Origin of the sequence: Vibrio sp. Vb0888 (assembly GCF_033338835.1) — a bacterium.
GTDB lineage: Bacteria > Pseudomonadota > Gammaproteobacteria > Enterobacterales > Vibrionaceae > Vibrio > Vibrio alginolyticus.
The window spans coordinates 793,880-820,373 of record NZ_JAWOTL010000001.1 but is presented as its reverse complement, the minus strand read 5'-3'; the positions used below and the strand labels follow the sequence as shown (position 1 = coordinate 820,373).

The 26,494-nt window shown below is 45.0% G+C and carries 30 protein-coding genes; 20 read left to right on the top strand and 10 right to left on the bottom strand.

Translation table 11 applies throughout. The features are described from left to right. Positions 1–59 precede the first annotated feature (59 nt). Together R7P72_RS03600 and R7P72_RS03595 are read right to left on the bottom strand one after the other, a co-directional pair. The gene (locus tag R7P72_RS03600) at positions 60–611 is read right to left on the bottom strand and encodes an outer membrane beta-barrel protein (protein WP_005374044.1); all 552 of its coding nucleotides are present in this window, start codon (positions 609–611) and stop codon (positions 60–62) included. Between the two features lie 12 nt (positions 612–623). After that, entirely contained in the window at positions 624–1,550 is a 927-nt protein-coding gene (locus R7P72_RS03595; protein WP_005384371.1) for a VirK/YbjX family protein, read from the bottom strand. Positions 1,551–1,962: 412 nt separating this feature from the next. Here R7P72_RS03595 and R7P72_RS03590 point away from each other — a divergent pair, with 412 nt between their 5' ends. The 5 genes from R7P72_RS03590 to R7P72_RS03570 all read left to right on the top strand — a co-directional run bounded on the left by R7P72_RS03590 (position 1,963) and on the right by R7P72_RS03570 (position 7,685). Next, the gene (locus R7P72_RS03590) at positions 1,963–2,322 is read left to right on the top strand and encodes a DUF3316 domain-containing protein (RefSeq protein WP_017819758.1); all 360 of its coding nucleotides are present in this window, start codon (positions 1,963–1,965) and stop codon (positions 2,320–2,322) included. A 219-nt stretch (positions 2,323–2,541) separates the two neighbouring features. Next, complete coding sequence (locus R7P72_RS03585) at positions 2,542–3,942, top strand: FAD-dependent oxidoreductase (protein WP_042523350.1); 1,401 nt, start codon at positions 2,542–2,544, stop codon at positions 3,940–3,942. Between the two features lie 113 nt (positions 3,943–4,055). After that, positions 4,056–5,180: a M14-type cytosolic carboxypeptidase gene (locus R7P72_RS03580; RefSeq protein ID WP_017819760.1), complete on the top strand. Its 1,125-nt coding sequence runs from the start codon at positions 4,056–4,058 to the stop codon at positions 5,178–5,180. Positions 5,181–5,634: 454 nt separating this feature from the next. Continuing rightward, a complete protein-coding gene (locus tag R7P72_RS03575; protein WP_054579230.1) occupies positions 5,635–6,615 on the top strand; it encodes an outer membrane beta-barrel protein in 981 nt (326 codons plus the stop codon). Positions 6,616–6,815: 200 nt separating this feature from the next. Beyond that, positions 6,816–7,685, top strand: a complete 870-nt coding sequence (locus tag R7P72_RS03570; RefSeq protein WP_213907740.1) for a LysR substrate-binding domain-containing protein — start codon at positions 6,816–6,818, stop codon at positions 7,683–7,685. 68 nt (positions 7,686–7,753) lie between these two features. On the opposite strand, the gene R7P72_RS03565 is transcribed toward R7P72_RS03570, so the two are convergent. Next, positions 7,754–8,629 carry a LysR family transcriptional regulator gene (locus R7P72_RS03565; protein WP_213907126.1) on the bottom strand — a complete coding sequence of 292 codons (876 nt, stop codon included), beginning with the start codon at positions 8,627–8,629 and terminating at the stop codon, positions 7,754–7,756. Between the two features lie 248 nt (positions 8,630–8,877). On the opposite strand from R7P72_RS03565, the gene R7P72_RS03560 reads away from it, so the two are divergent. Beyond that, positions 8,878–9,114, top strand: a complete 237-nt coding sequence (locus R7P72_RS03560; RefSeq protein WP_005374030.1) for a hypothetical protein — start codon at positions 8,878–8,880, stop codon at positions 9,112–9,114. 121 nt (positions 9,115–9,235) lie between these two features. Here the strand turns inward: R7P72_RS03560 and R7P72_RS03555 are convergent, their stop codons facing one another. Next, the gene (locus R7P72_RS03555) at positions 9,236–10,606 is read right to left on the bottom strand and encodes an L-serine ammonia-lyase (RefSeq protein WP_005374028.1); all 1,371 of its coding nucleotides are present in this window, start codon (positions 10,604–10,606) and stop codon (positions 9,236–9,238) included. A 131-nt stretch (positions 10,607–10,737) separates the two neighbouring features. Here R7P72_RS03555 and R7P72_RS03550 point away from each other — a divergent pair, with 131 nt between their 5' ends. After that, complete coding sequence (locus R7P72_RS03550; protein WP_213907127.1) at positions 10,738–11,580, top strand: YdcF family protein; 843 nt, start codon at positions 10,738–10,740, stop codon at positions 11,578–11,580. On the opposite strand, the gene R7P72_RS03545 is transcribed toward R7P72_RS03550, so the two are convergent. Together R7P72_RS03545 and R7P72_RS03540 are read right to left on the bottom strand one after the other, a co-directional pair. Continuing rightward, a complete protein-coding gene (locus R7P72_RS03545) occupies positions 11,570–12,226 on the bottom strand; it encodes a hypothetical protein (RefSeq protein WP_005374025.1) in 657 nt (218 codons plus the stop codon). The two genes, R7P72_RS03550 and R7P72_RS03545, sit on opposite strands and share 11 nt — an antisense overlap. A gap of 249 nt (positions 12,227–12,475) precedes the next feature. Beyond that, on the bottom strand, positions 12,476–12,742 hold the full coding sequence (locus tag R7P72_RS03540) for a DUF333 domain-containing protein (RefSeq protein ID WP_005374023.1): 267 nt from the start codon (positions 12,740–12,742) through the stop codon (positions 12,476–12,478). A 277-nt stretch (positions 12,743–13,019) separates the two neighbouring features. Between R7P72_RS03540 and R7P72_RS03535 the strand changes: the two genes are divergently transcribed. Beyond that, positions 13,020–13,538, top strand: a complete 519-nt coding sequence (locus R7P72_RS03535) for an NUDIX hydrolase (protein WP_005374021.1) — start codon at positions 13,020–13,022, stop codon at positions 13,536–13,538. A gap of 435 nt (positions 13,539–13,973) precedes the next feature. Here R7P72_RS03535 and R7P72_RS03530 read toward each other — a convergent pair whose 3' ends face one another. The 4 genes from R7P72_RS03530 to flgA all read right to left on the bottom strand — a co-directional run bounded on the left by R7P72_RS03530 (position 13,974) and on the right by flgA (position 16,374). Further along, complete coding sequence (locus R7P72_RS03530; RefSeq protein WP_042523341.1) at positions 13,974–14,720, bottom strand: lytic transglycosylase domain-containing protein; 747 nt, start codon at positions 14,718–14,720, stop codon at positions 13,974–13,976. Beyond that, positions 14,701–15,138, bottom strand: a complete 438-nt coding sequence (gene flgN, locus R7P72_RS03525; RefSeq protein WP_005374018.1) for a flagellar export chaperone FlgN — start codon at positions 15,136–15,138, stop codon at positions 14,701–14,703. The genes R7P72_RS03530 and flgN overlap by 20 nt, the downstream gene beginning before the upstream one ends. Before the next feature lie 20 nt (positions 15,139–15,158). Then, positions 15,159–15,440, bottom strand: a complete 282-nt coding sequence (gene flgM / locus R7P72_RS03520; protein WP_005374016.1) for a flagellar biosynthesis anti-sigma factor FlgM — start codon at positions 15,438–15,440, stop codon at positions 15,159–15,161. 136 nt (positions 15,441–15,576) lie between these two features. Then, the gene (flgA, locus tag R7P72_RS03515; RefSeq protein WP_031777223.1) at positions 15,577–16,374 is read right to left on the bottom strand and encodes a flagellar basal body P-ring formation chaperone FlgA; all 798 of its coding nucleotides are present in this window, start codon (positions 16,372–16,374) and stop codon (positions 15,577–15,579) included. 77 nt (positions 16,375–16,451) lie between these two features. On the opposite strand from flgA, the gene flgB reads away from it, so the two are divergent. Genes flgB through R7P72_RS03455 form a run of 12 tightly spaced genes read left to right on the top strand, consistent with a single transcriptional unit; the run spans position 16,452 to position 26,442 of the window. Further along, a complete protein-coding gene (gene flgB / locus R7P72_RS03510; RefSeq protein WP_005374013.1) occupies positions 16,452–16,814 on the top strand; it encodes a flagellar basal body rod protein FlgB in 363 nt (120 codons plus the stop codon). 2 nt (positions 16,815–16,816) lie between these two features. After that, on the top strand, positions 16,817–17,251 hold the full coding sequence (gene flgC, locus R7P72_RS03505) for a flagellar basal body rod protein FlgC (protein ID WP_005374012.1): 435 nt from the start codon (positions 16,817–16,819) through the stop codon (positions 17,249–17,251). Further along, positions 17,251–17,934, top strand: a complete 684-nt coding sequence (flgD, locus tag R7P72_RS03500; protein ID WP_005384410.1) for a flagellar hook assembly protein FlgD — start codon at positions 17,251–17,253, stop codon at positions 17,932–17,934. The genes flgC and flgD overlap by 1 nt, the downstream gene beginning before the upstream one ends. A gap of 27 nt (positions 17,935–17,961) precedes the next feature. Next, a complete protein-coding gene (gene flgE / locus R7P72_RS03495; RefSeq protein WP_005374010.1) occupies positions 17,962–19,158 on the top strand; it encodes a flagellar hook protein FlgE in 1,197 nt (398 codons plus the stop codon). A gap of 12 nt (positions 19,159–19,170) precedes the next feature. Further along, positions 19,171–19,902: a flagellar basal-body rod protein FlgF gene (gene flgF, locus R7P72_RS03490; RefSeq protein WP_005374009.1), complete on the top strand. Its 732-nt coding sequence runs from the start codon at positions 19,171–19,173 to the stop codon at positions 19,900–19,902. Positions 19,903–19,926: 24 nt separating this feature from the next. Then, positions 19,927–20,712 carry a flagellar basal-body rod protein FlgG gene (flgG, locus tag R7P72_RS03485; RefSeq protein ID WP_005374008.1) on the top strand — a complete coding sequence of 262 codons (786 nt, stop codon included), beginning with the start codon at positions 19,927–19,929 and terminating at the stop codon, positions 20,710–20,712. Between the two features lie 32 nt (positions 20,713–20,744). Further along, entirely contained in the window at positions 20,745–21,416 is a 672-nt protein-coding gene (flgH, locus tag R7P72_RS03480; protein WP_017635111.1) for a flagellar basal body L-ring protein FlgH, read from the top strand. Then, on the top strand, positions 21,401–22,537 hold the full coding sequence (locus tag R7P72_RS03475; RefSeq protein WP_086026720.1) for a flagellar basal body P-ring protein FlgI: 1,137 nt from the start codon (positions 21,401–21,403) through the stop codon (positions 22,535–22,537). Before flgH ends, R7P72_RS03475 begins: the two co-directional genes overlap by 16 nt. A 10-nt stretch (positions 22,538–22,547) precedes the next feature. After that, entirely contained in the window at positions 22,548–23,096 is a 549-nt protein-coding gene (locus R7P72_RS03470; protein WP_318110376.1) for a rod-binding protein, read from the top strand. Further along, positions 23,097–24,470 (top strand): flagellar hook-associated protein FlgK, encoded by a 1,374-nt coding sequence (flgK, locus tag R7P72_RS03465; protein ID WP_005374000.1) that lies wholly within the window; start codon positions 23,097–23,099, stop codon positions 24,468–24,470. Positions 24,471–24,483: 13 nt separating this feature from the next. After that, the gene (flgL, locus tag R7P72_RS03460; RefSeq protein WP_005373998.1) at positions 24,484–25,383 is read left to right on the top strand and encodes a flagellar hook-associated protein FlgL; all 900 of its coding nucleotides are present in this window, start codon (positions 24,484–24,486) and stop codon (positions 25,381–25,383) included. An 18-nt stretch (positions 25,384–25,401) separates the two neighbouring features. Continuing rightward, entirely contained in the window at positions 25,402–26,442 is a 1,041-nt protein-coding gene (locus R7P72_RS03455) for a flagellin (RefSeq protein ID WP_005373996.1), read from the top strand. The last annotated feature ends 52 nt before the right edge of the window (positions 26,443–26,494 follow it).

Sequence of the window (26,494 nt, the reverse complement as noted above, 5' to 3'; positions counted from 1 at the left end):
ACGAAAAAAGGCAGCGAATGAGCCTCTCGCTGCCTTTTGTATTAACTTGTAAGCCTTGTTTAAAAACGCAGTTGCGCACCAAACATCACGCCGCTAGAGTCAAAATCGCTGTTTTTTGAGTACACATATTCTGCATTCAAACCAAAGTGTTTATAGCTCCAGCCGATACCGCCAGCGGCTTCCCCTCCGACACTTGAGTGTTCGATGTTCTTGCTCTGACCGTTCACTTTATAAGTGTATTCGAGAGTGTAGAGAGTGACACCTGCCTTGCCGTACAGTTCGAAACCTGAACCCAGAGGATAGCTAGCATAGCCACTCAAGCGAGGTCCGGAGAAGCTCGTATCGGTGACTTCTGAAATCGGACTCACGAGTATCGAGCCGATACCGTCAAACGCGCCTTTATAACCTGCTTCGATACCAAAGTTATGTGTTGGCATGTAGCGGTAATATATTTCACCTAAGAACATGTCGCCTGATTCTTTGCTTGTCGGAGCATCGTAGTTCACATCGCCATAACCAATGTTTGTACCTATGATGTGCTCACTGGTTTCTGCATTGGCTGACAAAGAAAAAGCCGACAGCACTAAAGCAGTAATGAATGAATAACGCATGAACGTTTCTCCTTAGCTTTTAGCTTGCTCGCCTTTTAATATTTGTTCGAAAGTGATCTTGGTGTTGTCTAGCCATTCATAACGGCGACGATACATCGAACGCTTAGAGCGCGACATGCCTTCGATATCTCGACGGGGTGCATTTACATCAATTGAGTAAAAATGACGATTGTATTCGGTGCCGCCCAATTCTTGCCAGAGTGCATCGTAATCCGTTTTGATTCGCCCTTTGCTGTAGCGCTTAGCTGCGTATGTATGGGACTGCGTTTTCACTGCTAGAATCGTATTTACTTCCCAAATTTGTGCGAGCAAAGTGAGCAAGCTCACCATCAAGCTTTTTGGTCTCTGTCCGTAAAGCTTACGGGTTAGCTTTTTAATTTTCGCGTTGTTTTCTTCACTGCTTCGCGGTCCTTGTAAGCCGCCAATCATAATACTGCGTCCAGATTCGATGTGACCTAGCGTAAAAGAGAGCGTGTAGAAGTTGCCATCTTCAGCGCTGTGCAGCACTAGGCTCATGTCGCCTTCTTTTTGATAACGTGCTTCGTATACTAATCTCACCGAGTACAGTATTTCGTCAATTTCAAAAGAGGCTAATGTTAGGCCTTTCGAGTCTGTGTAGATTTCTTCGATTGTTTGTTTAGAAAACAGTTCTGAAATCGTTTTATAGTGATCAACCACCAAGTTGGAGCGATCAAAGGCGGAGTTATTCTTGATGATGTACGGGCGAAACGGTTTTTCTAGGAATCGGTGTGTACGCGTACAAAGCAACTCTAACAATGACGATTCAATATTGTCTGAAAGGTGCTTAAACGCACGTTTGTAATAAAGCGCACGTAAGATGAACTTAGCTCTGTAGGTCCAAATTGGCTTGTAGACATCAGCATAATCATCTGAGTAAATCGATTTGCTATGGTAAAAAATGGATTTGTTCGCGGTCATTTTCACTCCAGATTAACTTGTGCTCAATAGCGACAATTAAGAACCGACGGACGAGCAGCGAAGAACCCGAAAAGGAGGAATGCAAAGCACGACTGAAAAGAGGTGGTTTTTGCTGTGTCCGACGTTTTTGTAAGGTTTTGAACACTGTTCTTTTGCTGGAATTCTAAGAGAAAATTGACCTTAGGTATTGTATGGTTTGGTAAGGAAGTGTCAGGTTGAAACCCATTGTTCAAAATGAAGAAAATGCGAATGTCGGCTGAATATGACGTTGAGTTGCTAAGTTAATGTGAAATAAGTTGAACGAAAATTGAACATTATTTGAAATTGTTTTGACGTGTTTTAGGTCTTTATACGTACCTTATAAGTATCGAGCCAATTTTGGCCCGATGTAAAGGTAAGTAAGGAGAGGTTTATGAAACGCTTAACAACTTTAGCAAGTACGATTGCTCTGATTGCTGCACCTTCTATGGCTCTTGCTGGTGGTTATCAGTGGACAAACGATACCGAAACTATCCATGGCGACGTAATGGATAGCAAACAAGCGGCTTATGAAATGGGCCGAGACATGATCCAAAGCTACCAAAATAAATCATCTGGACAACTCCGTGATGAGTTTACGAGCCTTACAACGTATGTTGATCGCCAATCGTTTTCTATCACTGACTCAAAAGTCATGGTAAATGAGTTCTTGCAAAGTGACGGGCAAGTTGTTTACCAGCCTATTCTCAATGTTCAATACGAGTACCGCATGCGTGATACCGGTAAATACTAACCAGTAAGACGGACTCGAATTGTTTACCACTAATATTTTTTGCTGTTTGTTTTGGGGAGCCACGAGCTCCCCATTTTGTTTTTGTTGGAAGCGAAAATTCGCACACTCTCAGTGCAACATTTTCTATCGCTCAGCGTTAGATTTTCTTGCTCGTTGATTGTCATCATCGTTTGTAAAGTGTTTGCGGAAATGGATGTAACGCACTAACGAGGATACCCGATGACACATCATTCATATTGGTTCAAGCAGGCAATTGAAGCTGAGCAACCAGAAACGCCACAACCGTTACAGCAGAACATTAATACTGACGTTGCGATTGTTGGTGGCGGATACACCGGACTTTGGACCGCGATTATGATTAAGCAGCAATCTCCGGAAAAAAAGGTAGTCGTGATTGAAAAAGGCCTTTGTGGCAGTGGTGCATCGGGCGCAAACGGCGGTTGTATGCTGACTTGGTCTACCAAGTTTCCGACATTGAAACGGTTATTCGGTGAAGAACATGCTGCTTGGTTAGTAAAAGAGTCGGAACAAGCAGTGCTAGAGATTGACGACTTTTGTCAGCAGCACAACATTGATGCGCACTTATCGTTGAAAGGGGTTTATTACACTGCAACCAATCAGGCTCAAACTGGGGGAATGCAGCCAGTTGTGGACGAGTTAAAGCGATTAGAAGTGAACAGTTGGCGTCGTTGCTCGGTGGAGGAACTGCGTGCCAATGCGGGTTCACCTCGACATATAGAAGGCTTTCACTCTCCAGTTGCAGCCAGCGTTCAACCTGCATTATTAGTGAGGGGGTTACGCCGTGTTGCTATTGATCTGGGTGTAGAAGTTTATGAGAACACGCCGATGACGCGTCTAGATTATGGAAAACCTGCCACTGTCTGTACACCTAAAGGAAATGTTCAAGCGCAGCAGGTGGTATTGGCATTAAATGCATGGATGGTGGAGCAGTTTAAACAGTTCAAAAACAGTATCGTGGTGGTCTCTTCCGACATGGTGATCACCAAGCCGCTTGGTGACGCACTACCTCTATCTGGTTGGCAGGCAGGTTCTAGCGTGTTGGATTCACGTATCTTCGTCCACTATTACCGAGATACGCCAGATGGCCGTTTGATGTTGGGGAAAGGCGGCAATCAGTTTTCTTTCAATAACCAAGTCGACGCAATGTTTAACAAGCCAACACGCTACCAAGGTCTACTGCGCAAGTCGTTCGATAAGTTGTTTCCTCATTTGAGAGGAGAGGAGTTTGCTTATTCATGGACGGGGGGCTCTGATCGTTCTGCTACTGGTTTCCCTTTTTTCGGCGAGCTAGATAAACAGAGCAATATCTTTTACGGATTTGGTTATTCAGGCAATGGTGTAGCGCAGACTCGAATGGGCGGAAAGATCTTATCTTCATTGATATTGGGAATCGATAACGAGTGGACGAACAGTGGTTTAGCCAAAGGACCGTTGGGGTATTTCCCACCAGAACCGCTTCGCTGGACCGGGGCTATGATAGTGCGCAACGCGGTACGTCGAAAAGAGGAAGCAGAAGATAACGAGAAAACGCCGTTTATCTGGGATAAGTGGCTAGCAAAACTCGCGGGACCAGCAGGCAAAGCGGATAAGCTTGACTAAACTGAAGACTTTAGCCACAAACGAGACAGTTTGCAGTGAAAGTCATTGGGGCGCGATGAAGCCTTGTGTTAGCCTCTGTCTTTCAAGCTCAGATTTAAAAGGTGAGTCATAAAATGAAAGTATTCAGCAACTTCGATAGCGGCAGCATTCACGTAGTGAAAGCGGACGACAAAAACGACATCCAACTCAAAATTCCTAACGACAATATGTCGGAATTCTACCAGTGGTTCCACTTCCGTCTTGAGACAGAAGCCGAGCAATCACACACCATCAAATTGCTTGATTTGGCTAAATCGGCTTATCCAGAAGGATGGCAAGGTTACGATGTGGTTGCGTCTTACGATCGTGAAGAATGGTTCCGAGTACCGGCAGAGTTCGATGGCGACACGCTGACTTTCACTGTAATCCCTGAGCGCAGCTCAATTTACTTCGCGTACTTTGCGCCATACACGTACGATCGTCATTTAGACTTGTTACACATGGCACAAAGCGCGCACCACTGCCAACTAGAGACGCTTGGTCATACGCTAGATGGCAATGACATGAGCTTGCTTACTTTCGGTGAGCCAGAAGAAGGCAAAAAGAAAATCTGGATGATTGCACGTCAGCACCCAGGTGAGACCATGGCGGAATGGTTCATGGAAGGTATGATCCAACGTCTGTTAGATGAAAACGACACGGTTGCACGTGCATTGCTTGAAAAAGCGGTGCTTTACGTCGTACCAAATATGAACCCAGACGGTGGTATTCGCGGTCACTTGCGTACCAACGCAGTAGGTGTAAACCTAAATCGTGAATGGCAAACGCCATCAATGGAAAAGAGCCCAGAAGTCTACCTTGTGCGTCAGCGCATGCTGGAAACGGGTGTTGACATGTTTTTAGATATTCATGGCGATGAAGCGATTCCGTATAACTTCGTCGCTGGCTCAGAAGGTATTCCTTCTTACGATGAAAATCTTGCCGCTTTAGAGACATCATTTAAGCAAGCGTTACTGACTATTACGCCAGAGTTCCAAGATGAGATTGGTTACGATAAAGATGAGCCTGGTAAAGCGAATTTGACGGTGGGTTCAAATTGGGTTGCAGAGCAGTTCAAATGCTTGTCTTACACAATCGAAATGCCATTTAAAGATAACAACAATCACCCAGATCCACTTTACGGTTGGTCTCCTGAGCGTAGTGTCTTGTTTGGGCAAGATGTATTAGCTGCAACGTTAACCGTAGCGGATAAAATTTAGCGCGACGAGTTAACGCTTTTTCATTATTTCGAAAACAGCTCATTTAAATGAGCTGTTTTTTTGTGCTCTCCAGATCCACGCTCCCCTGTAAAAATTTGTTGCCATTCACAAGCTTAAATGATGATTCTTAAATTTGAGAAAGTGGCTTTTTATGGTGATTTGCGTCACAGAAAGTTGGCTTCTTTGTGATATTCTCCGCAACGAATTGACTATGGCTAAACCAACGCAACGAACTTTGTTTTTCGGTTGGGTATGCGGATGAAGCTCATGAATAGATGGTCTTGAGGTTACCTTTTTCCGTTTTACGTCATTGGCGTTTGAATATCATTTTTGATTCTTTCCTACGCTATTTAGCTATTTCTATTCGAAGAAAAGAGAAAGTTACGGCTTCATATTTTACGGCAGTATGCTGCCGCGATGTGTTGCTTTGTGTACAAGAAAAAGGAAAAGAATAATGAAAAAAATCGCTATAGCAGTGGCTACTGTACTTGCTGGTGGTGTGATCTCAAACGTTGCACTTGCTGACACTTACATGGGCGGTAAAATAGGTTACAACTCTCTAAACGATGCGTGTTACCTAAACGAACCTTGTGACGACGACAGTTTTGCAGCATCTATGCACTTAGGCTACAGCTTCAACAAGTACGTTGCAGCAGAGTATGGTGTTGATTACCTTGGTGACTTCACTGCAAACTTCAAAAAGCCTGGCCTAAACACCGTTGATGGTGATCTTTGGGCGTTGACGCTTGCTCCTAAATTTAACCTACCGCTAACGGATTCTTGGAATCTATTCGCGAAAGTTGGTGCTGCATACATGATGGCTGGTGACGAGAAAGATTTCGTACCAACTGGCTCTCTGGGTGCTGAATACCAAATCAACTACAACTGGAGCCTACGTGCTGAATACCAACGCTACCAAGATATGTCTGATGATGTAATTGAAGACATGGATTCAGATTTCTTCGGTATCGGTTTCAACTACAAGTTTGGTTCTGAGCCAGTCGTTCAAGAAAAAGCCGTTGAAGAGGTGGTAGAAGCACGTCCTGCAACACGCATTGTAGATCACGTTTACCCTGCTCAAACAACAGCGACAGTACAATTCGACTTAGAAAGTGCAGAAGTGAAAGACACGTCGAACCTTTCTGGTACCGTTGATTTGATGAATACTTACCCACAAGCTCAAGTTGAGATCACGGGTTACAGCGATACGACAGGTTCTGCTGCTTACAACAAACAACTCACAGAAAAACGTGCGAAAGCCGTTGCTGACGAGTTCCAAGCAAAAGGTATTGCGGCTGAGCGTATGACAGTGAAAGGCATGGGTGAAGCTAACCCAGTGGCAAGCAACGAGACACGTCAAGGTCGTCAAATGAACCGTCGTGTTGAAGTGGTTGTTCCTGCGTTTGAATACCAAACAACTGAAAAAGCAGAATAATTCCTGCTTAAGATAAAGTTCCAAAAGCCAGCGTGTATCACGCTGGCTTTTTTGATCCCGCTTAACAAACTAAGTAGTTGTGTAGAAACATAGTTATATCGGGACGCTTTGACATGTGCTCAACATACGTAAACTCAGCACCTTCATCAATTTGTCATCACCAGTTCATAGCATGACAGCCAAGTGTTTGGGAGAATGATATGCAAAGTTTACCGCCGCTCAATTTGCTCCGAGCTTTTGAAGCCACGGCGCGACTACAGAGTTTTACAAAAGCCGCAGAGGAGCTAAATGTGACTCGTGCGGCCGTCAGCCAACAGGTGAAATCGCTAGAGTCACAGCTCGATGCGACGTTATTCGAGCGTAAGGGCACTCACCTTACGCTGACCTGCTCCGCACAAGAATACTGGCCTGTGGTTAATCATGTGCTTCAAACATTATCGACCACGACGCAGCATTTATTTACTCGTCCCAAGAATACGCAAGTTAACTTACATGTCGCTCACAGCTTTTGCTCTCAGTGGTTAATGCCAAGATTGGCTGATTTTCAGCGACAATTCCCAGACATTTCCTTTAAAGTCTCGACAACTGCTAATACAGTTCCAAACGCCAGTGCGATTGCGGATATCGAAATTATTAACGGAGATGGAGATTGGCAAGAGCAAGAAGCCATACGATTAACCCAAGAAAACTGGATCGTTGTCGCAAGCCCGGGCTTTATGCATTTAAACCCGATAAATGACCTCTTGCAGTTAGCTAAAGTGCCTAAAATCTGTACTAGCGGTTATCATGAATCTTGGCAAGACTGGCTTGCGCACCAAGGTTATCAAGGGAAGGTGAGCAAAGTCGTCGCCGAGTTTGAGCATTCATTGCTTGCTATTCATGCTGCGATTAATCAACTTGGCGTGTTGCTGGTAAGAGACTTTCTTGTTGAGGATGAGCTGCAACAGGGCGTATTAGTCCAGGTTGGAAATTGGCATATGCCAAGTTCTGGTGCACATTATATGATGGTTCGAGCATCCGAAAAATCACACGTAAACACCTTTGCTCAATGGTTAATACAGAGTCTTTAATGTTCGTTCAGCGAGTGAGTAGAGCGCATGTGTGGTTTGGCTCTTATTAGCAATGGCAAGTCATCAGTCTAGGACTGAGCGACATGCTTAATGACATCTAATAACCACTGATTTACCGGAGCTTGCTGTTGAGAGCGACGGCAGCTCATCACGTAGCGAACATCAAGCTCTAGCCCAGCAGGAAGCGCGATACTTCGGCAACCCTTAGGAACATGTCCACTCATCGTTATGCCAAAATGATTCGTTTGCAGAAGCACTTTTTGAATCATCGCTGGATGCTCAATTTCCACTTTAGGTGTGGTTCTAAAACCCATATGTTTGAGCCTTTCCAACACAGGGTATCGGTAGTCGTTCCATCCCGGCGTTTTAAAAAGTATAAAAGGGTATTCTTCTAGTTCTTGGGAGTTTTGAGCGGGATGATCTTCTCGAACAAAAAATACCGCTTTTCCTCGCCCTAGTTCGGTCTGAACAATTGACTGTGGCAGATCTTCATCAAAGTAATGAATCGCAATGGCGTTTTCACCGTTAATTAATCGTTTTTTTGCTTCTCTACCCCAGCGCAAACATGAGAATTTTGCGTTTGGGGCGTGCTTTAGTAACTCCAAGTAAAACTTGTCACCAAAGTACTCCCAAAACAATGTGTTGGCATAAATAGTGATTGAACCGTCAAAATGAGCTGGTGAAAAATGCTGTGGTTTGATGGAATCAATACTGTTGATTATTTGCTCAAAATGCGCAATGTTCGCTTCCACAAAAGCTGTTGGTTCAAAGCCATTTTTGGTCTGAACGAATAGCGGATCATTGAGCTGAGTTTTCATCTTTGTCAGATTTTTGCTGATTGCTCCTGACGTTTTACCGAGTGATTCTGCGACTAACCGGACGTTACGTAACTCATACATCCGTTTTAATACCAAAATATTTTGAATATCCAGATTAACGCTCATACATTGTCTCGCTTGGCTTTTGTCGACAAATCATATCGCTGAATTTCTTAAGAAAAGACAACGCTCGGTCAATTTAAGTTGCTACCTTATCCCTGATTTATTGAAGGTAACGATAAGTTATTCTTGGTTACATCAGTTTATTAGCATGGATTTCCATTTGGTAAATAATGGCTTTCCTCGTATGAGCGCGTTTCTGTTGTTACAGTTTTTCCACCGACAGAAAGTAAGAACGCTAATAGAGGTGATGTATGAAAAAACTAATCGCACTTGTTTTGATGGTTTGCTCAACAAACGTAGCATTTGCTGGCGATGGGTCATACACGGGCACGATTGATATGACGATGGCAACGAAAAATCAGGTTGACGTAGAGCGTGCAGATTCTCAATTGACGCTGAAGGGTCGCAATGAAATGGCCTATGGCGGTGTAACAATCCATTCGGATGCTGCAACTCAAAAAATTGAACTTCGTGGTCGACGTGATTAATCGAATAGTTTCTTGTTAAGAAAATGCCGCGTTCTTCGCGGCATTTCTATATGTAATATCATCAGATCATAATTACCAGATAAGCGTATGGTGAGAAGCTAAGCGCAATGACCACCTGCCATTATTCGCATGGCGGTGCCATATGAATGACAGCTAAGCCCCCCAAAGAAGTTTCACGGTATTTTTTATTCATATCTTTACCAGTCTGATACATGGTTTCGATAACTTTATCTAACGAAATTAAGCATTTACTTGTGCGCTTTAATGCCATACGCGATGCATTAATCGCTTTCATTGCTCCCATGGCATTTCTTTCAATACAAGGTACTTGAACCAAGCCGCCAATCGGGTCACAAGTCATACCCAATGAATGCTCCATCGCAATTTCCGCAGCAATACAAATCTGCTCGTTACTGCCCCCTCTTAGCGCTGTTAAGCCAGCGGCAGCCATGGATGAAGAAACCCCAACTTCTCCCTGACACCCCACTTCTGCACCAGAAATTGACGCGTTAGTTTTATATAAGATGCCGATAGCGCCGGCGACTGCGAGAAAGTCTTTTAGCTGTTTAACATCGAGCTCTTTGATGAAGCGATGGTAGTACATCAATACCGCCGGAATCACCCCTGCTGCACCATTCGTTGGAGAAGTGACGACTTGCCCTCCTGCTGCATTTTCTTCACTAACCGCAAAGGCAAAGAGATTGATCCAATCCATGATCTCCATCGGATCGTTTTCAACTGCAGCGTTGGCTTCGAGCTTTTTCAAAAGGTTTGGTGCTCGACGAGTGACATTTAGACCACCTTCCAAAATCCCTTCCGTATCGAAGCCACGTTGCATGCAGAGCGACATCACTTTCCAAATTTGCTCTGCTCTTTGGTTAATTTCTTCGTCTGAGCGAAATGCGAGTTCGTTTTGGAGGATCATGCCTCCCAAGCTGAAACCGTTCGTCTCGGCTTTTTCCAGCATCTCATCTGCGGATGTAAACGGAAATGGTACTGCGACCTCATTTTGTTGCGTGCCGTTCTCTAGTTCGTCGGCGGTGGCGATGAATCCGCCCCCAATGGAGTAATAAATTTCAAACGCTACTTGATCTCCAGCTGCGTCTAATGCCGTAATCGTCATACCATTTTCATGCAGGGGAAGGTTGTCGCTATGAAAGACGATGTCATGGTCGTAGCTAAACTCAATCTGGTGTGTACCGGCGAGCATGAGCGTATTATTGTCTATGGTATTTTGTAGCGCACTTTTGGCACTGCTCATTTTGATGGTATCAGGTTTATTTCCCATCAAACCAAGGACCGTGGCTCGGTCTGTATGGTGCCCTCGACCTGTCAGTGACAATGAGCCATAAAGGTCCACTTGCACCCGATGCACTTTCGCCATAGAGTCGCTAACTAGCTGAGTGAAATGGAATCCGGCAAGCATAGGACCATTAGTGTGGGAGCTGGATGGCCCGACACCAATTTTAAATATATCGAAAATCGACAGCATAATTGACTTCCTTTAGCAGTGAACCTTTATAAAGGTCTCTAGAACAGTGTTGTTAACTAGATGTTAAAGCTTGTGGGTCGGGAGTGAAAGAAGATTTTTGTAACACTGCCAACTAAGCGCGAGATTTTAAAATGAAGTTAGACAACATCGTCATCGTTTTAGGTAAACGCCTCGTCAATAACAGGTTGACCTCTGAGGGCATAACCAGAGTCGAAGCTTTGTCTTGTAGGACTGCATCACTACCGATAGAGCGAACGGTGATTGTTTTTTGTGGCGGAGTAACGCAAGGACAAAGTGTTTCTGAAGCAGAGGCGATGTACGCGTATTTTAGAACCCTAAACGCAGACTCTGTGAATCCGTTCCCTGAACGTCATATACTCTTAGAAACGGAGTCGTTGAACACGTTTCAAAACATGCGTTATGTTTCCCAAGTTTTGTGCAAAAGTGGGTTGTTCGAGTTATGGTTGGGGCATCCGGTTGAGGTTATCTTGCTGTCTAATGACTACCACCTCGAACGAATCATTGATATCCAGAATTTGATGGATGAGCAAGGCTTATTACGAGTACTTAAATCCGATTGCGAATCCATGGGGGTGACTCTCAATATTCCACTGGATATCAGCAAACATATTAGCGTGCCATACCCACATAAAGGGCTTATGGCGGAGACATTCTTGCTACTCGATGAACTCACAACCTACCGAGTTTATTTAGAAGGGGTCAAGCATGGCGCATTTTTCCGAGATTTATCAATTGTCCGAAAAAAGCCACTTATGATCGCAAGAGATGCTATTCACAAATTGCTCTCTTTACCGCTCGATAAAGAGGCTTTGCAACATATTGAAGAAATGAAAAAGGCCGTCGAAATGACGGCCTTGGATGAATCTGTAGGTGCTGCGGAAAAGGCATTAAGTATCTTCCATCCGATACTGACGGCATTGAACCGTCGCTTTGATCCTGAGTCTATTCATTAAGCTCGCGTTTTGTGCGGACGGCGCTTAATGCTATCAAACAGTAGCAAAGCAGTTCTATACCTTCTTCTGAGATATTTTTAACATCACGGATGTAATTTTCGTCCATCACTTGTTGCCAAAAACTGCCCATACCATACAAACGAGAGAAGACTAATAATAGCATCACAGCGCCAACTAATAGCTTCATATGTGGCACCGTTAAAATGGTCGCCATTTCGTTCATGGTACCTTTACCACCTTGGTAAGCTTTGGCGCAAGCCAGTGCGGTGACAGCAAGTGCTGGGAAAACCCAAGAGCCATGATGAATCATGTCTGTCCAATAGTCCGTTTCGCGAATAATCAGTACTGCAAAAAATCCTGCAATCAAAATAGCCGCATGCTTTAGCTGAGGCTGTTGTTTCGATAAGCTGAAAAACGACCATGATGCAATAGCAAGCATCACAAGCTGGAGCGTTTCTGTAACGGAAAGCTCGCCAAGGCTTGATCCCAACACGACATAATCAAGACGAAGACTAAGGTTAACGAGAATACTTATAGCGACAATCATCAAGGCGTTTAAACTCGATTTATAAATAATGCGCTTTGATTTTTCAGTGACAACGTTGCTTGGGGCTGACTCGGCTTCTTTTACTATTTGTGTTTTCATCTTGCTCACCTGTCCCAGAAAATGTGGAAGAAATGTGAATTAGTGTGATCTGTGTTTGGAATTTTATTGTCCAAGTGGAAAGTTATGTCAGGGGAATGTCAAGAATAGAACACTGTTCGATATAGGGTCGATGTGCGGTAAAGTCAGAGATATGTAAAAACAACGTAAGAACACTTTGATAAATCAAATAAAAAAGGAGCCCCAAGGCTCCTAAGTGATAGAGGGAAGGTGACGTATCGACAAAAATAATTAGTAGTTGTCACCCTCATTTTCTTTGTGATTCTCGCGATAGTATTCCCATTGCTCGACGCGTTCATTGTCCGACAGCACACAGTAAGTGACACGTTCGCCGTTTTCCGACACGGTATCCAGCTCACCACCTTGCTGAACACAGTATACGGCTGCGGGATTTGCAACGGAGGTATACTCAGTTGATCGGGTCGCTCCCTCGTAAGTTGAACAACCAGCCAGTACCAATGTTGCAGCCATAGCCATCATTAAATTTGTCTTTTTCATTCTTTATCTCCGCATGGGGTGGGCGAGTATTGTATTGATTATAGGCAACTTTAAGAGATTATTGTCTTATCGATGTTAAAAGTAAGAGGGACGTATAAGAATTTAGATATTCTCATTTATTGCTGATTAGCACGTCACACTTCTGTTCTTGGCGTATTGTTGTGAAGGTCATATCAATCACTTCCTGACAAGCGCTCGAACGTACTTGGCCTACAACAATGATTTAAAGTGTGAAATTCGGTAATATGCGCACAAAACATTGACCGTGGTATTTTCGATGAGACATTTAAAATCGACCGTTCATCCAGACATAGAGCATTTGGATGACAAAATTGTTTTTCAGCGCAATGCAGCGCGAGCCATTGTACTTGATGGTGAAGATGTGCTGTTGCTCTATACAGAACGTTACCATGACTACACGCTACCAGGCGGTGGTATTGATGATGGTGAAGATGTCATTGCTGGATTAGTCCGTGAATTAGAGGAAGAAACGGGCGCCCAAAATATACATGGTATTAAGCCTTTCGGAATCTTTGAGGAGTTTCGTCCGTGGTACAAGGATGACGCTGACGTGATGCACATGGTGTCGTATTGTTATACATGTAAAATCGAACGTGAGCTAGGCGAAACGGCGTATGAAGATTACGAAGTTAAAAATGGAATGCGCCCGGTATGGATGAACATTCACGAAGCAATTGCACACAATGAAAAAACGATGGCAGAAAGCCCGAAAAAAGGCATGAGCATTGAGCGCGAAACGTTTTTGCTTCAGTTGATTTCTAAAGAATTACTATAAACAGCTAGCTTGCATCATTACGACTTAGCATCTGTTGGCGCTATTGTTGGCAAAGATTTTAGAGTAATAAAAAAGTCCGGACTCCCCCCCGGAACCCGGACTTATTCCAGACGCGCAAGCGAAGCGTCATCTTGATATGTTAGATTTGTTTCGAACTATGAAAACAATAGCTGTTTTACATTTAGTGTGTAAATAATTATTAGGTCTGACCATTGGTTTTCATGTTTTTTTGCAAACGCAATGTGACGGATATCTACCCAATTGCCAAGCGCAATTGGGGCGCTTTTTAGTAAACCACTACTCTTTCTTATCTTTGAGATACCTTACCTCAACTTTTTTGCACACGTTTGCATAGAGATCACGAGTTTTCAAATCCGCCGAACAGGATCTTGTGATTTTACGTTTCTCTGACATTGAGCTCTGTCGTAGCTTTTATCACAAATTAACTAGCGGAGGCAGTCGGCTAAAGTCGACCAGCGGTTGTGAAATCATAGGAGCGTCTGGAGCAAATAAGAGTAAAGGTTGAAATGATGAGGATTGTAACTGACCGATATCTATCAACTTTTCCAATGCATAGAAGCGGCTGACATATTGGCGAGTCTCGTTAGGCAGCGTGAGTTGTTGGAAATCTCGACTTCCTGCTCGCTGAATAGCACGTGCAACACGTCCTTCTCCGGCATTGTATGCAGCTAAAGTGAGAGCCATATTTTGATCGAATTTGTTGTATAAAAACGCCAGGTACTTGAGCGCGGCCGTTGTGCTAGCTTCTGTGTCAAAGCGATCGTCTTGTTTTGTATTTATCGTTAATCCGAAACGTTTCGCTGTGGCTGGTATCAGTTGCCAAAGTCCGGCGGCGTTAGCGTGAGAAACGGCTTTGGGGTTGTAAGAAGATTCTAACATTGGCACTAAGGCTAGGCTATTTGGTAATGAGTGGTTTTGAAGCTGTTTGAAAATGTGGTTAATTACCGGTTTGGATGAATCGAGACGCTTGGCAATTTGTGGTTTGTATGGGGCTAATACTTGATACTGCGTTTGAATATCGACAGCATTTGGTTTTGCCTGGCATGTGAATGGAAGGTAGGACAGAAAGGCAATAAAAATAAAAAGGCCTACAGTACTCAGCCGAGATGGCGACTGAATCTGTAGGCAAGACGAACATCGTTTAGAACGATTTATCTTCATAAGTGTGTTGCACAGGTTGTTTGAGTTGACTGACCAACTCATGGAACGCCGCAGAGCTGTGGCCATTGCTCTGATTGTATTGTTGGCACTGACTTACCAACGTTTCCAATAGCGCCCATTGTTTTCTAGCTTGCATACCTATTTGGGCAGGCAAAGCATTGAAAATTCGTTTTACGCTGGCGTCATTACACGCTAACCCCAGCGCTCGCATACACTGGCTTCTGTCATTGGCGGAGCGGCTGAGTTTATTGAGTATCGGCATTTGTTTCTGAACATTGTCGTTCAGTGCCTCTCCATCAAACTTTAAGTACAATACCTTTTGCTGCTGAAGCAAAGGAAGCAGTTGTTGATAAAGCTTAATATCCTCAGATATAGAGCGAACAAATTGTTGAATTCGCTGCGATACTGCGCTTGCCATGATGTCTTCCTAGCGTTTTATTACTCGTGACCTGTATGGAACTGCATGATTGCCTTGGATAGCACTTTTGTATCTAGGCTAAGTTCACCACGCGCTAATGCGTTGCGTACTTGTTCTACTTTTTCCATATCAACATCAGGTAGTGATGCCATTTCAGCTTGAGCGCGATCTATCGCTACGGTATTCGCTTGAAATGCAGGCTCGTGTACTTTGCTCTGTTCGACGACGTCGACAGGCTGTTTGCTTGCTTGCTGTAATTTTGTTTGTGGGACATGACCGCCCGCGACTTTGTCGATTTTCATGCTGTGGTCCTCATCATCATGTTCTAAATTAAGTAGGCGGTTAGAATGTGATAAACATTAAATATTTTTTTTGTACTCGAAGTTCAGTGTTACTGACGAGAGCCAAAATTAAAAAATGTTACCCCGAGTCAAAAAATCAAAATTGAGTATGAACCTGGTTTAATCCAGTTACGACTGCTCTTATGACCTTGCCCGAACTTGGGTTTTCCACGTCAATTTGTTGCCCTTTCGCTCCATCTTCTAAGGCGACTCCTTTTGTGCTGGCACTAAATCCATTTTTGCTCGCAATGACTATGACTTCATTGCCTTTCTCGATTAGAGGTGGGGCCGACAAATTGGATGGATTAACCACTTGTCCAGCCCTCAAACGACGAGAGGTTTCTAAGCCTACTGCTTGCTCGGGGCGAGTATAAAAATCGTCTTGGCGAGAGATGGTTCGGGTTTCAAGCTTTATGTGTTTAGCCGTTACGACTTCATTTCGGCCAACCGTGGTTGTCGCGACTAAAACAGGCAGAGTCAGCGAAGACTTTATCGTAACGTTAATTCGCCATGGTGATGCGATATTGTCGCAGCTGACTGAGCGCTTGAGGTTACCGACTGGCAACGTGTTGTTGTCACGACCTGTGATAACTAAAGGCGATTGACATTCTGGCAAGTGATTGGCAGAACCGGGCACCCACATGTCGAAGTCCAGTTTGTACTCCCCCCACTGATTGGAGAGCGCTACGCGATCCACCTCTTGTTCGAAATCCGTTGCTACAACGGATTTTATCTCTTCAACGCTGAGGGTTTTGTCATTGGTGTTGGCGAATGCTTGTTCTGATGTCAAAGCGAGTAACGTCAGCATTATTGTTGAGGAAGTGGACACTTTCCTCTTGTTTTTAATGCTTTCCGAGAACCGGAAGTTTGGCTTCCATCCTTGTTTGTAAGTCATTGATATATATAGCTATTTTTTATGGCACGTATCTTGTTTGTATGTTGGCGTATTCGAGCCAACTGTAAGGAAGATGCATGGCGATCACATTTGAAAATGCTTTAGGAGTACATCCAGAGGCACTTAATTTTCGCGTTCAGCGTACCAAAGTCCTCGCCAGTAACCTAGCAAATGTTGACACCCCTGGGTATTTGGCGAAAGACCTAAGTTTCACCACCGTAATGAACCAAGTAACGGCAGGTGGTGTGAACAAACCGGTGCCAAAGTTCCAGGTTCAGGCCCAATACTCGGTGCCTTACCAGAATAGCAAAAATGGCAACACCGTAGAGCTTGGTGTTGAACAAGCAAAATTCACGCAAAACAACATGGACTTTCAAACTAGCCTGACGTTTCTCAACATGAAATTTAATGGCTTAGCGAAAGCGATTGAGGGACGTTAATTATGTCATTCACTGATATTTACTCGATCACTGGTTCCGCGATGACAGCACAAACTGTGCGTCTGAATACGGTAGCCAGTAACTTAGCAAACGCAGATGCAGTATCTGCAAATCCAGAAGATGCTTATAAAGCGCTTAAGCCAGTATTTGCGACTGTGTACCAAAAAACGCAAATGACAACAGAAAATGGAGCTTATCCCAATGCAGAAGTTCGCATTGTTGACGTTGTTAAAAATGCTGGAGATGCAGAGAAGCGTTTTGAGCCGAACAACCCACTGGCTAATGATGAAGGCTATGTGTTTTACCCAGATATTGATGTAGTTGCTGAAATGGCAGACATGATGTCCGCAACACGCAGCTTCGAAACGAATGTTGAAGTATTAGCCAATGTAAAAAGTATGCAGCAAGGTCTGCTTAGATTAGGGCAGGGCAGCTAATGAGTATTGCACAATACACCCCTTTATCGTCTGACGCTCCAGTAAATACAAAAGCAAAAGACAGCAACGGTATCTCACCAAACCCTAAAGACATGAACAGTGCTTCTTCATTGGAGAATGAGTTTATTTCTTTGATGGTGGCTCAAATTCAAAACCAAGACCCACTTAATCCCCTTGATGGTACGGAATACGTTGGTCAATTGGCTCAGTTCTCGCAGGTACAAAGTACCGAGAATATGTCTAAGACAATGCAACAGAGCATGGTGTTACTGGACAACATGCAAGTGCTATCAACAGCGGGCCTTGTTGGGCAAACGGTTTACGTCAATGCGGATGAATTTCAGCTTGGTGAAGACGTACAAAACGGAAAAATCGAACTCGCTCATAGCTCAAACCAAGTCACGTTAGTTGTTAAAGATGAATTTGGTCAATCAACTAAAGTGCCACTAGGTGCTCACGGCAAAGGTGACGTCGACTTTTCAATTAATCCTGAAGAACTTGGTCTTAAACCAGGCAAATACTCAGTGGCCGTAGAAGTGCAAGAAGGGCAAGCAAGTCCAAATGTGCTGATGGCAGGCACTGTTGAGCAAGTGCGCATTCCTAATACCGGTGGCGCAGCATTAGTCAATGTCCATGGCGTTGGCAACGTTCCTTTCTATCAAATCACTCAGTTTGGTGCTTAACCAAATACGGAAATCAGAGGTCTATTTATGAGTTTTAACATCGCACTAAGTGGTCTGGACGCGACCAACACAGAGCTAAACACAATCAGTCACAACATTGCCAACGCATCAACGTATGGTTTTAAAGGTGGCCGCACAGAATTCTCCGCTGTATATAACGGCATGCAACCTGGTGGTGTGGAAGTCGCGTCAATTTCACAGAACTTCGACAAAGACGGCAGTATCACAGGAACTGGCCGTGCGATGGACCTAGCTATTAATGGCGGTGGCTTTTTTGTTACTAAAGATAATATGGGTCAAATGTTGTACACACGTTCAGGTGTGTTCTCAACGGATAAGAACAACTTTGTTACGGCTAACAGCGGTGCAAAGCTTCAAGGTTACAGTGTCGATAGCAACAACAACCTAATGACAGGTTCTGTGGGTAATATTCAGGTATCGACTTCCTCACTGAATGCTAAAGCAACAGACAGCTTAGATTTTGTTGCGAACTTCGACGCAAGCGCGTCTGTTATTGATAAAGCCGTAACGCCATTCAATCCAAAAGATCCAAGCTCATTTAACTCGTCTTACACAACAAAAGTCTACGACTCACTGGGTAACTCGCACACGGTAACTCAGTACTTTACTAAGACTGCTTCTAACTCGTGGGAAGTGAACGTTCAAGTAGATGGCGGTACGACGCCAGTAGCAACTGTGCCTGTAACGTTTGGTAAAGACGGCTCGCTTTCAGCACCAACTGCGCCGTTTAATGTTTCATTCCCTGCTGCAGGCGCGAACGCGATGAGTGTAGACATTAACCTGAAAGGCAGCACGCAATTTGGTGCAGCTTTTGGCGTAAGTACTAATAGTCCTAACGGTTACACATCAGGTGAACTTGCAGGTGTACGCGTTGAAGGTAACGGCATGGTTTACGCGACTTACACTAACGGCCAATCACAGCTACAAGGTCAGGTTGTTCTTGCTGATTTTGCAAACACACAAGGCTTAGCGAAAGTGAGTGGAACATCATGGACTCAAAGCTTTAGCTCAGGTGCTCCAATTATGGGTGTTCCGGGTTCAGGTACGATGGGTGACCTAACTCCGGGTGCATTAGAAGGTTCTAACGTTGACTTAACCAGCGAGCTTGTTGCTCTAATGACTGCACAACGCAACTACCAAGCAAACGCAAAGACAATTTCTACCAGCGACAAGCTTACTCAAGCTTTGTTTAACGCGGTGTAATGGGAGTTTTGCATGGATAGTTTGTTATTTACGGCAACGTCGGGTGCCAGCCGAGTTCTTAAAGCGCAGCACGTTCGTTCAAACAACTTATCAAATGCTGATACTGCGGGTTTTCGAGCGGATATGGAGCGTGTGCGTAGTGTAGAGATGCAAGGCCCAGGTTTTGATGGTCGCACTATGGTTGTGACCAACTCTGCCTCAACACGTTTCGACGCTGGCGATATTGTGAAAACAGGACGTCCGTTGGACGTTGCGGTTATGGGGGAGGGATATCTCTCTGTAGAAACCCCAGCGGGTAACGAAGCTTACACCCGTGCAGGCAATATTCAGGTCGATACTTTTGGCGCTCTAACAATCAATGGGTTCCCTGTCCTCGGTGACAATGGTCCTTTGGTTGTGCCGGATTATCAAAAGATTGAAATCAGCGAGCGTGGTCAAGTCTCAGTGATCCCACCAGGTGGCGGCGCAGAAATTGTGGCAGGCACTTTGAAGTTGGTTAAACCGGAAATTAATCAACTGCAAAAAGAGAGCGATAGCTTGCTGCACAGCGTAGATGGCGTGCCATTCGCGGCAGATGAAACCGTGCAACTCTCTCCTGAGCACATTGAGGGCAGTAACGTATCTGCTATTGATGAATTGGTTAGTGTGATGTCGCTGACGCGCAACTTTGAAATGCAAGTTCGCATGATGAAAACGGCGGAAACTCTAGCAAAAGCTGGTAACAAATTAATGGCGGCGAGCTAAGTCTCGCCCCGCAAGGAGTAAAAAATGCATTCAGCATTATGGGTAAGTAAGACAGGCATGGCAGCGCAAGACACGAAGATGACTGCCATTTCTAACAACCTAGCAAACGTAAACACGGTTGGCTTTAAGCGTGACCGAGTCGTATTTGAAGATCTTTTCTACAGCATTCAGCGTCAACCAGGCGCTCAAGTAGACCAAGTTAACGAACTACCAAGTGGTATTCAGCTAGGTAGCGGTGTTCGCGTTGTTGGCACACAAAAAGTGTTCACGCAAGGTAATACCCAAAACACAACGCAAGAGTTGGATCTTGCTGTAATGGGTCAGGGTTTCTTCCAAATAGAAAACTCGGACGGACAGATCATGTATACACGTAATGGTCAGTTCCATCGAAACTCAGAAGGCTTAATGGTGAACAGTCAGGGCCTGCCTTTAGAGCCTCAAATCCAGATCCCTGACAATGCGGTCTCTTTCTCTGTGGGTGTTGATGGCACCGTGACTACAACAACAGCAGACGATCCAACACCTCAGCAGCTTGGTCAAATTACACTTGCAAAATTCATCAATCCAGCCGGCTTAGAGGCCATGGGTGGCAACTTATTCCGTGAAACGGAAGCCAGCGGTCCAGCTGATGAGCTGATTGCAGGAGCTGATGGCGCCGGCATTATCAAGCAAGGTGCACTGGAAGGGTCAAACGTACAAGTAGTAGAAGAGATGGTCGACATGATCACCACTCAACGTGCGTATGAGATGAATGCGAAAGTGGTCTCTGCTGCAGATGACATGCTGAAGTTTGTTTCGCAATCAATGTAAGTATGAAATTGGTGATGATGAAGGAAAAAGCAATGAAATGGCTTTCTAAGAGTTGGGCAGTAGCCGCCGTGTTGCTGGTGGGATGTGCTGGCCGTCAGGAATTTATTCCGCCTGAGCCGAATGCTGAGGAATATGCACCACCAACGCTCGATTACACGCTGCCGGAAACCCAATCTGGTAGCCTTTATCGTCACCAATACACGATGACTCTGTTCCAGGATCGTCGTGCTTACCGAGTTGGCGATGTATTAACGGTTCAATTATCAGAAGAAACCTCATCGAGTAAAAATGCGGGTACTAAGTTCGGTAAAAGTTCAGCAATTAACTTTGTGGCGCCGACCATAGGCACGAAAACTATCGATGAGTTAGGGGTTAGCGTGGATGGCAAACGTAACTTCGATGGCAGTGCATCAAGTTCACAAGGCAACAAGCTTCAAGGTGCCATTACGGTAACGGTACACGAAGTATTACCTAATGGCGTATTGCGTATCAGCGGTGAAAAATGGCTTCGTCTGAATCAAGGCGACGAGTTTATTCGTCTAACCGGTATCGTCCGTGTGGATGATATTAACCGCAGTAACCAAGTTTCTTCTCAACGAATTGCTGATGCAAGAATTACCTACGCAGGTCGCGGAGCGCTAGCTGACAGCAACGCAGCCGGGTGGCTAACTCAGTTCTTCAACAGCCCATGGGTACCTTTCTAATGAAGACAATGCAATCTTTCTTTATGTCTCTCCTATTGGTGTTGACCTTGGGACTACCAGGCACTTCACGTGCTGAAGCGGAAATTCCGATCATGGACTTGGTCGATGTTCGCGGCATTCGAGAAAACCAACTGGTTGGTTATGGTTTGGTAGTTGGCTTAGCCGGCCAAGGTGACCGAAACCAAGTGAAATTTACCTCTCAATCTATTACCAACATGCTACGTCAGTTTGGGGTTCAAATTGATGACAGTATGAACCCTAAGCTACGAAATGTGGCTTCTGTGAGTGTGACAGCGTCCGTTGACCCAATGGCAGGCCCAGGACAAACGTTGGATGTGGTTGTGTCTTCAATCGGTGATGCAAAGAGCCTTCGCGGTGGTACGTTATTGCTAACGCCTTTACGTGGTATTGATGGCGAAGTGTACGCGATTGCGCAAGGTAACGTGGTTGTGGGCGGCTTATCTGCAGAGGGGCGAAGTGGCTCCAAAGTAGAAGTGAACACACCAACGGCGGGTCGCGTTCCGAATGGTGCGACTTTAGAGAGAGAAATCAAAACCGATTTCAACCAACGTGATGAAATCACCCTAAACCTGCGCAAGCCTAGCTTCACTACAGCAAAAAATATTGCGCGTGAAATTAACAACACTTTTGGACCTAACGTTGCAGTTGCGATCAATAAAGCGCGCATTGATATGCGTGCACCAAAAGATACACAGCAGCGTGTCGTCATGATGTCGATGCTTGAAGAAATGAGCGTCGTTGAAGGCCGTAAACCTGCTCGTATTGTCTTTAACTCTCGCACTGGCACCGTAGTGATCGGTAAGAGTGTCAAAGTGAGTGAAGCAGCAGTAAGTCACGGTAACTTGACCGTGCGAATTTCTGAATCACAACAAGTTAGTCAGCCTAATGCGTTTGCAAATGGCGATACGAAAGTCGTTAACCAAACGGACCTTGATGTGAATGAAGATCTCGCTCAGATGGTGATTTGGCCTCCAGGCACGGAACTTAACACCATAGTTAATGCGGTAAATAGTTTAGGTGCCACGCCTACAGACTTGATGTCTATCCTGCAAGCTTTGAGTGAAGCGGGTGCATTGAACGCTGAATTGGTCGTGATATAAGGAGTTAAGGATGAAGCTAGACAGTACCAATGAACAAACTCAGTTAAATTCGATGCTTTATCACGACAATAGTGCATTGGCTAACATCAAGCATAGTCGTGATCAAGAAGGCGCACTTGAAGTCGTCGCAGGTCAATTTGAGGCAATGTTCCTACAAATGGTGTTACGCCAAATGCGCAGCAGTAGTGATGCTCTTGCTGATAAAGACAGCCCGTTCGCCAGTCAGCAACAAGGGGTATTCCGTGATATGTATGACGGTCAGCTGGCGATGGAACTAGCAAAGAAACAGAGCTCAGGCATTGCCAATATGCTCATCCAGCAGCTGAGCCCGTCTATGCGTGAGGTTGCTTTCGATGCTGCGCGCAACATCTCATCCGCTAACGATGGTAAAGCTTCGAATTCTGAATCTATCTCACAAGTAGATTCTAAAGAGGTGGAGAAGAATTCAAGCCTATTTAATACCGCTTCTCAAGCCGTCGCCTCTGTTAAACAGGTATTCGGTGAGACCGGTATGACTACCGCGTTTTCTCAGCCGTTGATCAGAAAAATGGAGCTGTAAATGAACCTAGTTAATATTGCCCTTTCAGGTTTAGGCGCGAACCGTGTGGCCCTAGACGTAACCGCGCAAAACGTGGCAAACGTGAATACCGTGGGTTACAGTCGTCAACAAGCGTTGATGGCGTCTGTCGATGATGGTAAAGCCAATCGCTTAAGTCCAGGTTTAGGGGTAGAAGTCACTAGCATTCGCCGCGTTACTGATCAATTTCTGATTAAGCAAACGTGGTCGACTAACAGTATGGCGGCATACGCATCTGGATACACCAGTAACATGAGTCAGCTGGAGAATACGCTTGGTGCCGATGGTTTCAGTATATCGGCTGGCTTGGACTCGCTAAACGCTGCGCTTAACGATGCGACCGTTAAGCCGGAATCCATACCTTACCGCCAGCAGATCATTAACGAATCTGAAGCTTTGGCCCGCCGCTTTAATACGCTTACCGAGTCTTTATACAATCAACATAAAGACATGAGCGACCAACGTAATGCAGCGCTTAACCACGCGAATAGCCTTATGGAAAATATCGCGAAGGTGAACAAGCAACTGGTAGAGATGCAAGGTACAGGTGGTAATCCATCACAGTTAATGGATGAACGAGATAGGTTAATCGGTGAGTTATCTCAAACCATTGAAATCAAAACAACACAGCAGCATGACGGCAGTGTTCAGGTCACACTAACCTCTGGTCAACCGCTTGTGATGGGTACGGACCATGGCAAACTGGAAGCCATTCCTGACCCGAGTGATCCTTACTTAGCGGACTTACACGTCACGTTCTCGAATCAAAGCTTTGCGATTGGTGACTCGCTTGGTGGCAAATTAGGTGCGATTAATGACTATCAAACCGAAGTGTTGAAACCAAACCAACTGGCTCTGAATGACATGGCGAAAGCTCTCGCGGATGAATACAACGCCGTGCTTGCAACTGGCAAAGACTTAAATGGCAACCCAGGTAAACCTTTGTTCAGCTATGACCCAGCAAACCCTGCAGCCAGTTTGGATATTACCAAGCTAACTCCAGATGAGCTTGCGTTCTCAAGTGATGGAACACCTGGTAACGCAGATGCGTTGCAATCATTGATCGAGTTAAGCAACAAGCCAGTGGCGGTATCAGGTTACGGCTCAGTAAGCTTGAACGATGCCTTTAGTTCAATGGTGGGTCAAACCGCAATTAAAGCACGCCAAGCTAATGCTGATTATCAAGCGAAGTTAGCCATGAACAAGCAAGCGCACGCAGCTCGCGATAATGTTAGTTCCGTAAACAGCGATGAAGAAGCGGCTAACCTAATGATGTTTGCTAATGCGCACAATGCCAACATGAAAGTGATCAGCACAGCAAATCAACTGCTCGATTCTATTCTGCAGTTATTCTAAGAGGAAAGTTTAGATGCGAATTAGTGACAATCAATTTAGTCAAATGATGTTGCACAGCTTGCAGAGCAATAGCGCGGGATTAGGCGAAGCTCTGCAACAGATGTCTACTGGCAAGCGCTTAACCAAGCTGTCTGATGATCCAATGGCTTCGATCAAGTTGCTTAACTTAGACCGAGAAACCAGTGCGATTGCTCAGTACAAAAACAACATTGAAAACGTAAAAACGACGCTATCGAGTCAAGAAACCCATTTAGATTCGATCAAAGAAAGCTTAAAAAGCATGCGAGACATCGCGCTTTGGGGTGCGAACGGCTCTCTTACTGACGAAAGTCGTGGCGGTATGATTACAGAGCTTAAGAGTTACCGTGACTCTATTGAGTCGTCTTTTAACGCGCAGGATGAAGAAGGGCACTACCTTTTCTCTGGTACTAAAACGGATACTGCGGCTGTAAGTAAAGCGAGCGGCAGCTACGTAATTGAAGGTAATAGTGACAAGCGCGTAGTAACAATTGCTAAAGGTGTCACGATGGATTCCAATATGACTGCAAAAGAAATATTGGACCTTGGGGGAGGCCATAACGTGCTTAACCAAATTGATGCGCTGATCAAAGAGTTTGAGAGCCCTACCGCCAACTTCAGAGCTGAAGTTGAGGCGAGTATCAGCGCTATCGACGATACTTTTTCAAACGTACTAGGGACCATGACTGAGATTGGTGGTCGACACAACAACTTAGATCTTGTTGGTGGCGCGCACAGTGAAAACAAGCTGTTCGTTGACAAAGTATCTGGAGACCTCTCTGCTCTGGACTATGGTGAAGCGTCGGTACGATTGAGTAATTACATGGCCGCTTTGCAAGCAACGCAAGCAAGCTATGTGAAGATCGATGGTTTGTCGCTGTTTGACCGTTTATAAGGTTAGGAAGTTCTTTTTATGGTAATGAGTACAGTAGAGGTTAGACCCCATAGCATACGCTTAGGTGGACAAGAACAAGCCTCTATCATGCCGACCCGTTCTGCAGACTCAAGTACGGCAATTAAACCGCGCCCGGCGCAAATTCAGGCTGACACTGCGTCAGCCTACTCTGTATCTGGTATTCAGCTTACGCAGGGTCAGCAGCAAGCCACGGCGGTTCAGATCGCGTCCAAATCGCTGCAGGTGATTGGCAAAGAGCTCACGCAAATTAAACGTGGTTTGACGCAAGCTATTAATCAAGGCGTACAAAATGTTCCTGGTTTGCAGGATACATTGGTTCGTTCTAAAGCCACCATCCAAAAAGTCGTTGAGCAAGCACGTTTCGATGGCCAGAAAGTCCTAAATAACGAACTGCACTTAAAACTGGATAAAGCGGATATTCGTCGCTTTTCTATTCCAGGTTTGAATGTTCATCGCTTAAGCGACAAGGCCGAGCAAATCCGTTTGGATTTTCCTCAAGGTCAAGCGGTGATGATTCAGTTTGATGGACAATCAGACGGTGAGCGAACGGTCAAAATGCTGGATCGCAGCTTGATTGCGTTAGGAATGCGAGCCTCATTAGCCGATGATGGCAGCATTTTATTTGAAGCCAGAGACAACGCTTATCAACAAATGCAGCAAAAGGTGATGGTAACGGGGGAAGGGCACCGCTTCCCTGCGGGACAGCCTAACGTTTTGAACTTAAAGTCTGAGCCAGATGGTATTGCGGAGCTCGGGTTTGATCTAGGCTCACGCGACGGCATCAAGCAGACGATTGCCAAAGTAAATCAGCATCTGAAACAAGTTCAAACGAGCTTGCAGGAAGCGAAAGCTTTTCATGGTGAACTGAATACTCAAATGCGTTCTATCCAAACCAAAACCGCACAGCTTTCAGTCAATGAAGTGAATGCAAAACTGGATGGATTCATGCAAAAGTCTGGCGAGTTTACTTCGACTTTTCAGGCATTGAATGCGCAAGCAAACGTGCGTCGTCATACCGTGGTCGCTTTACTGAAGTAACGAACACTCCAATGATTCCCGGCTTTACACTGTTATCGTCCCCCAATAACGA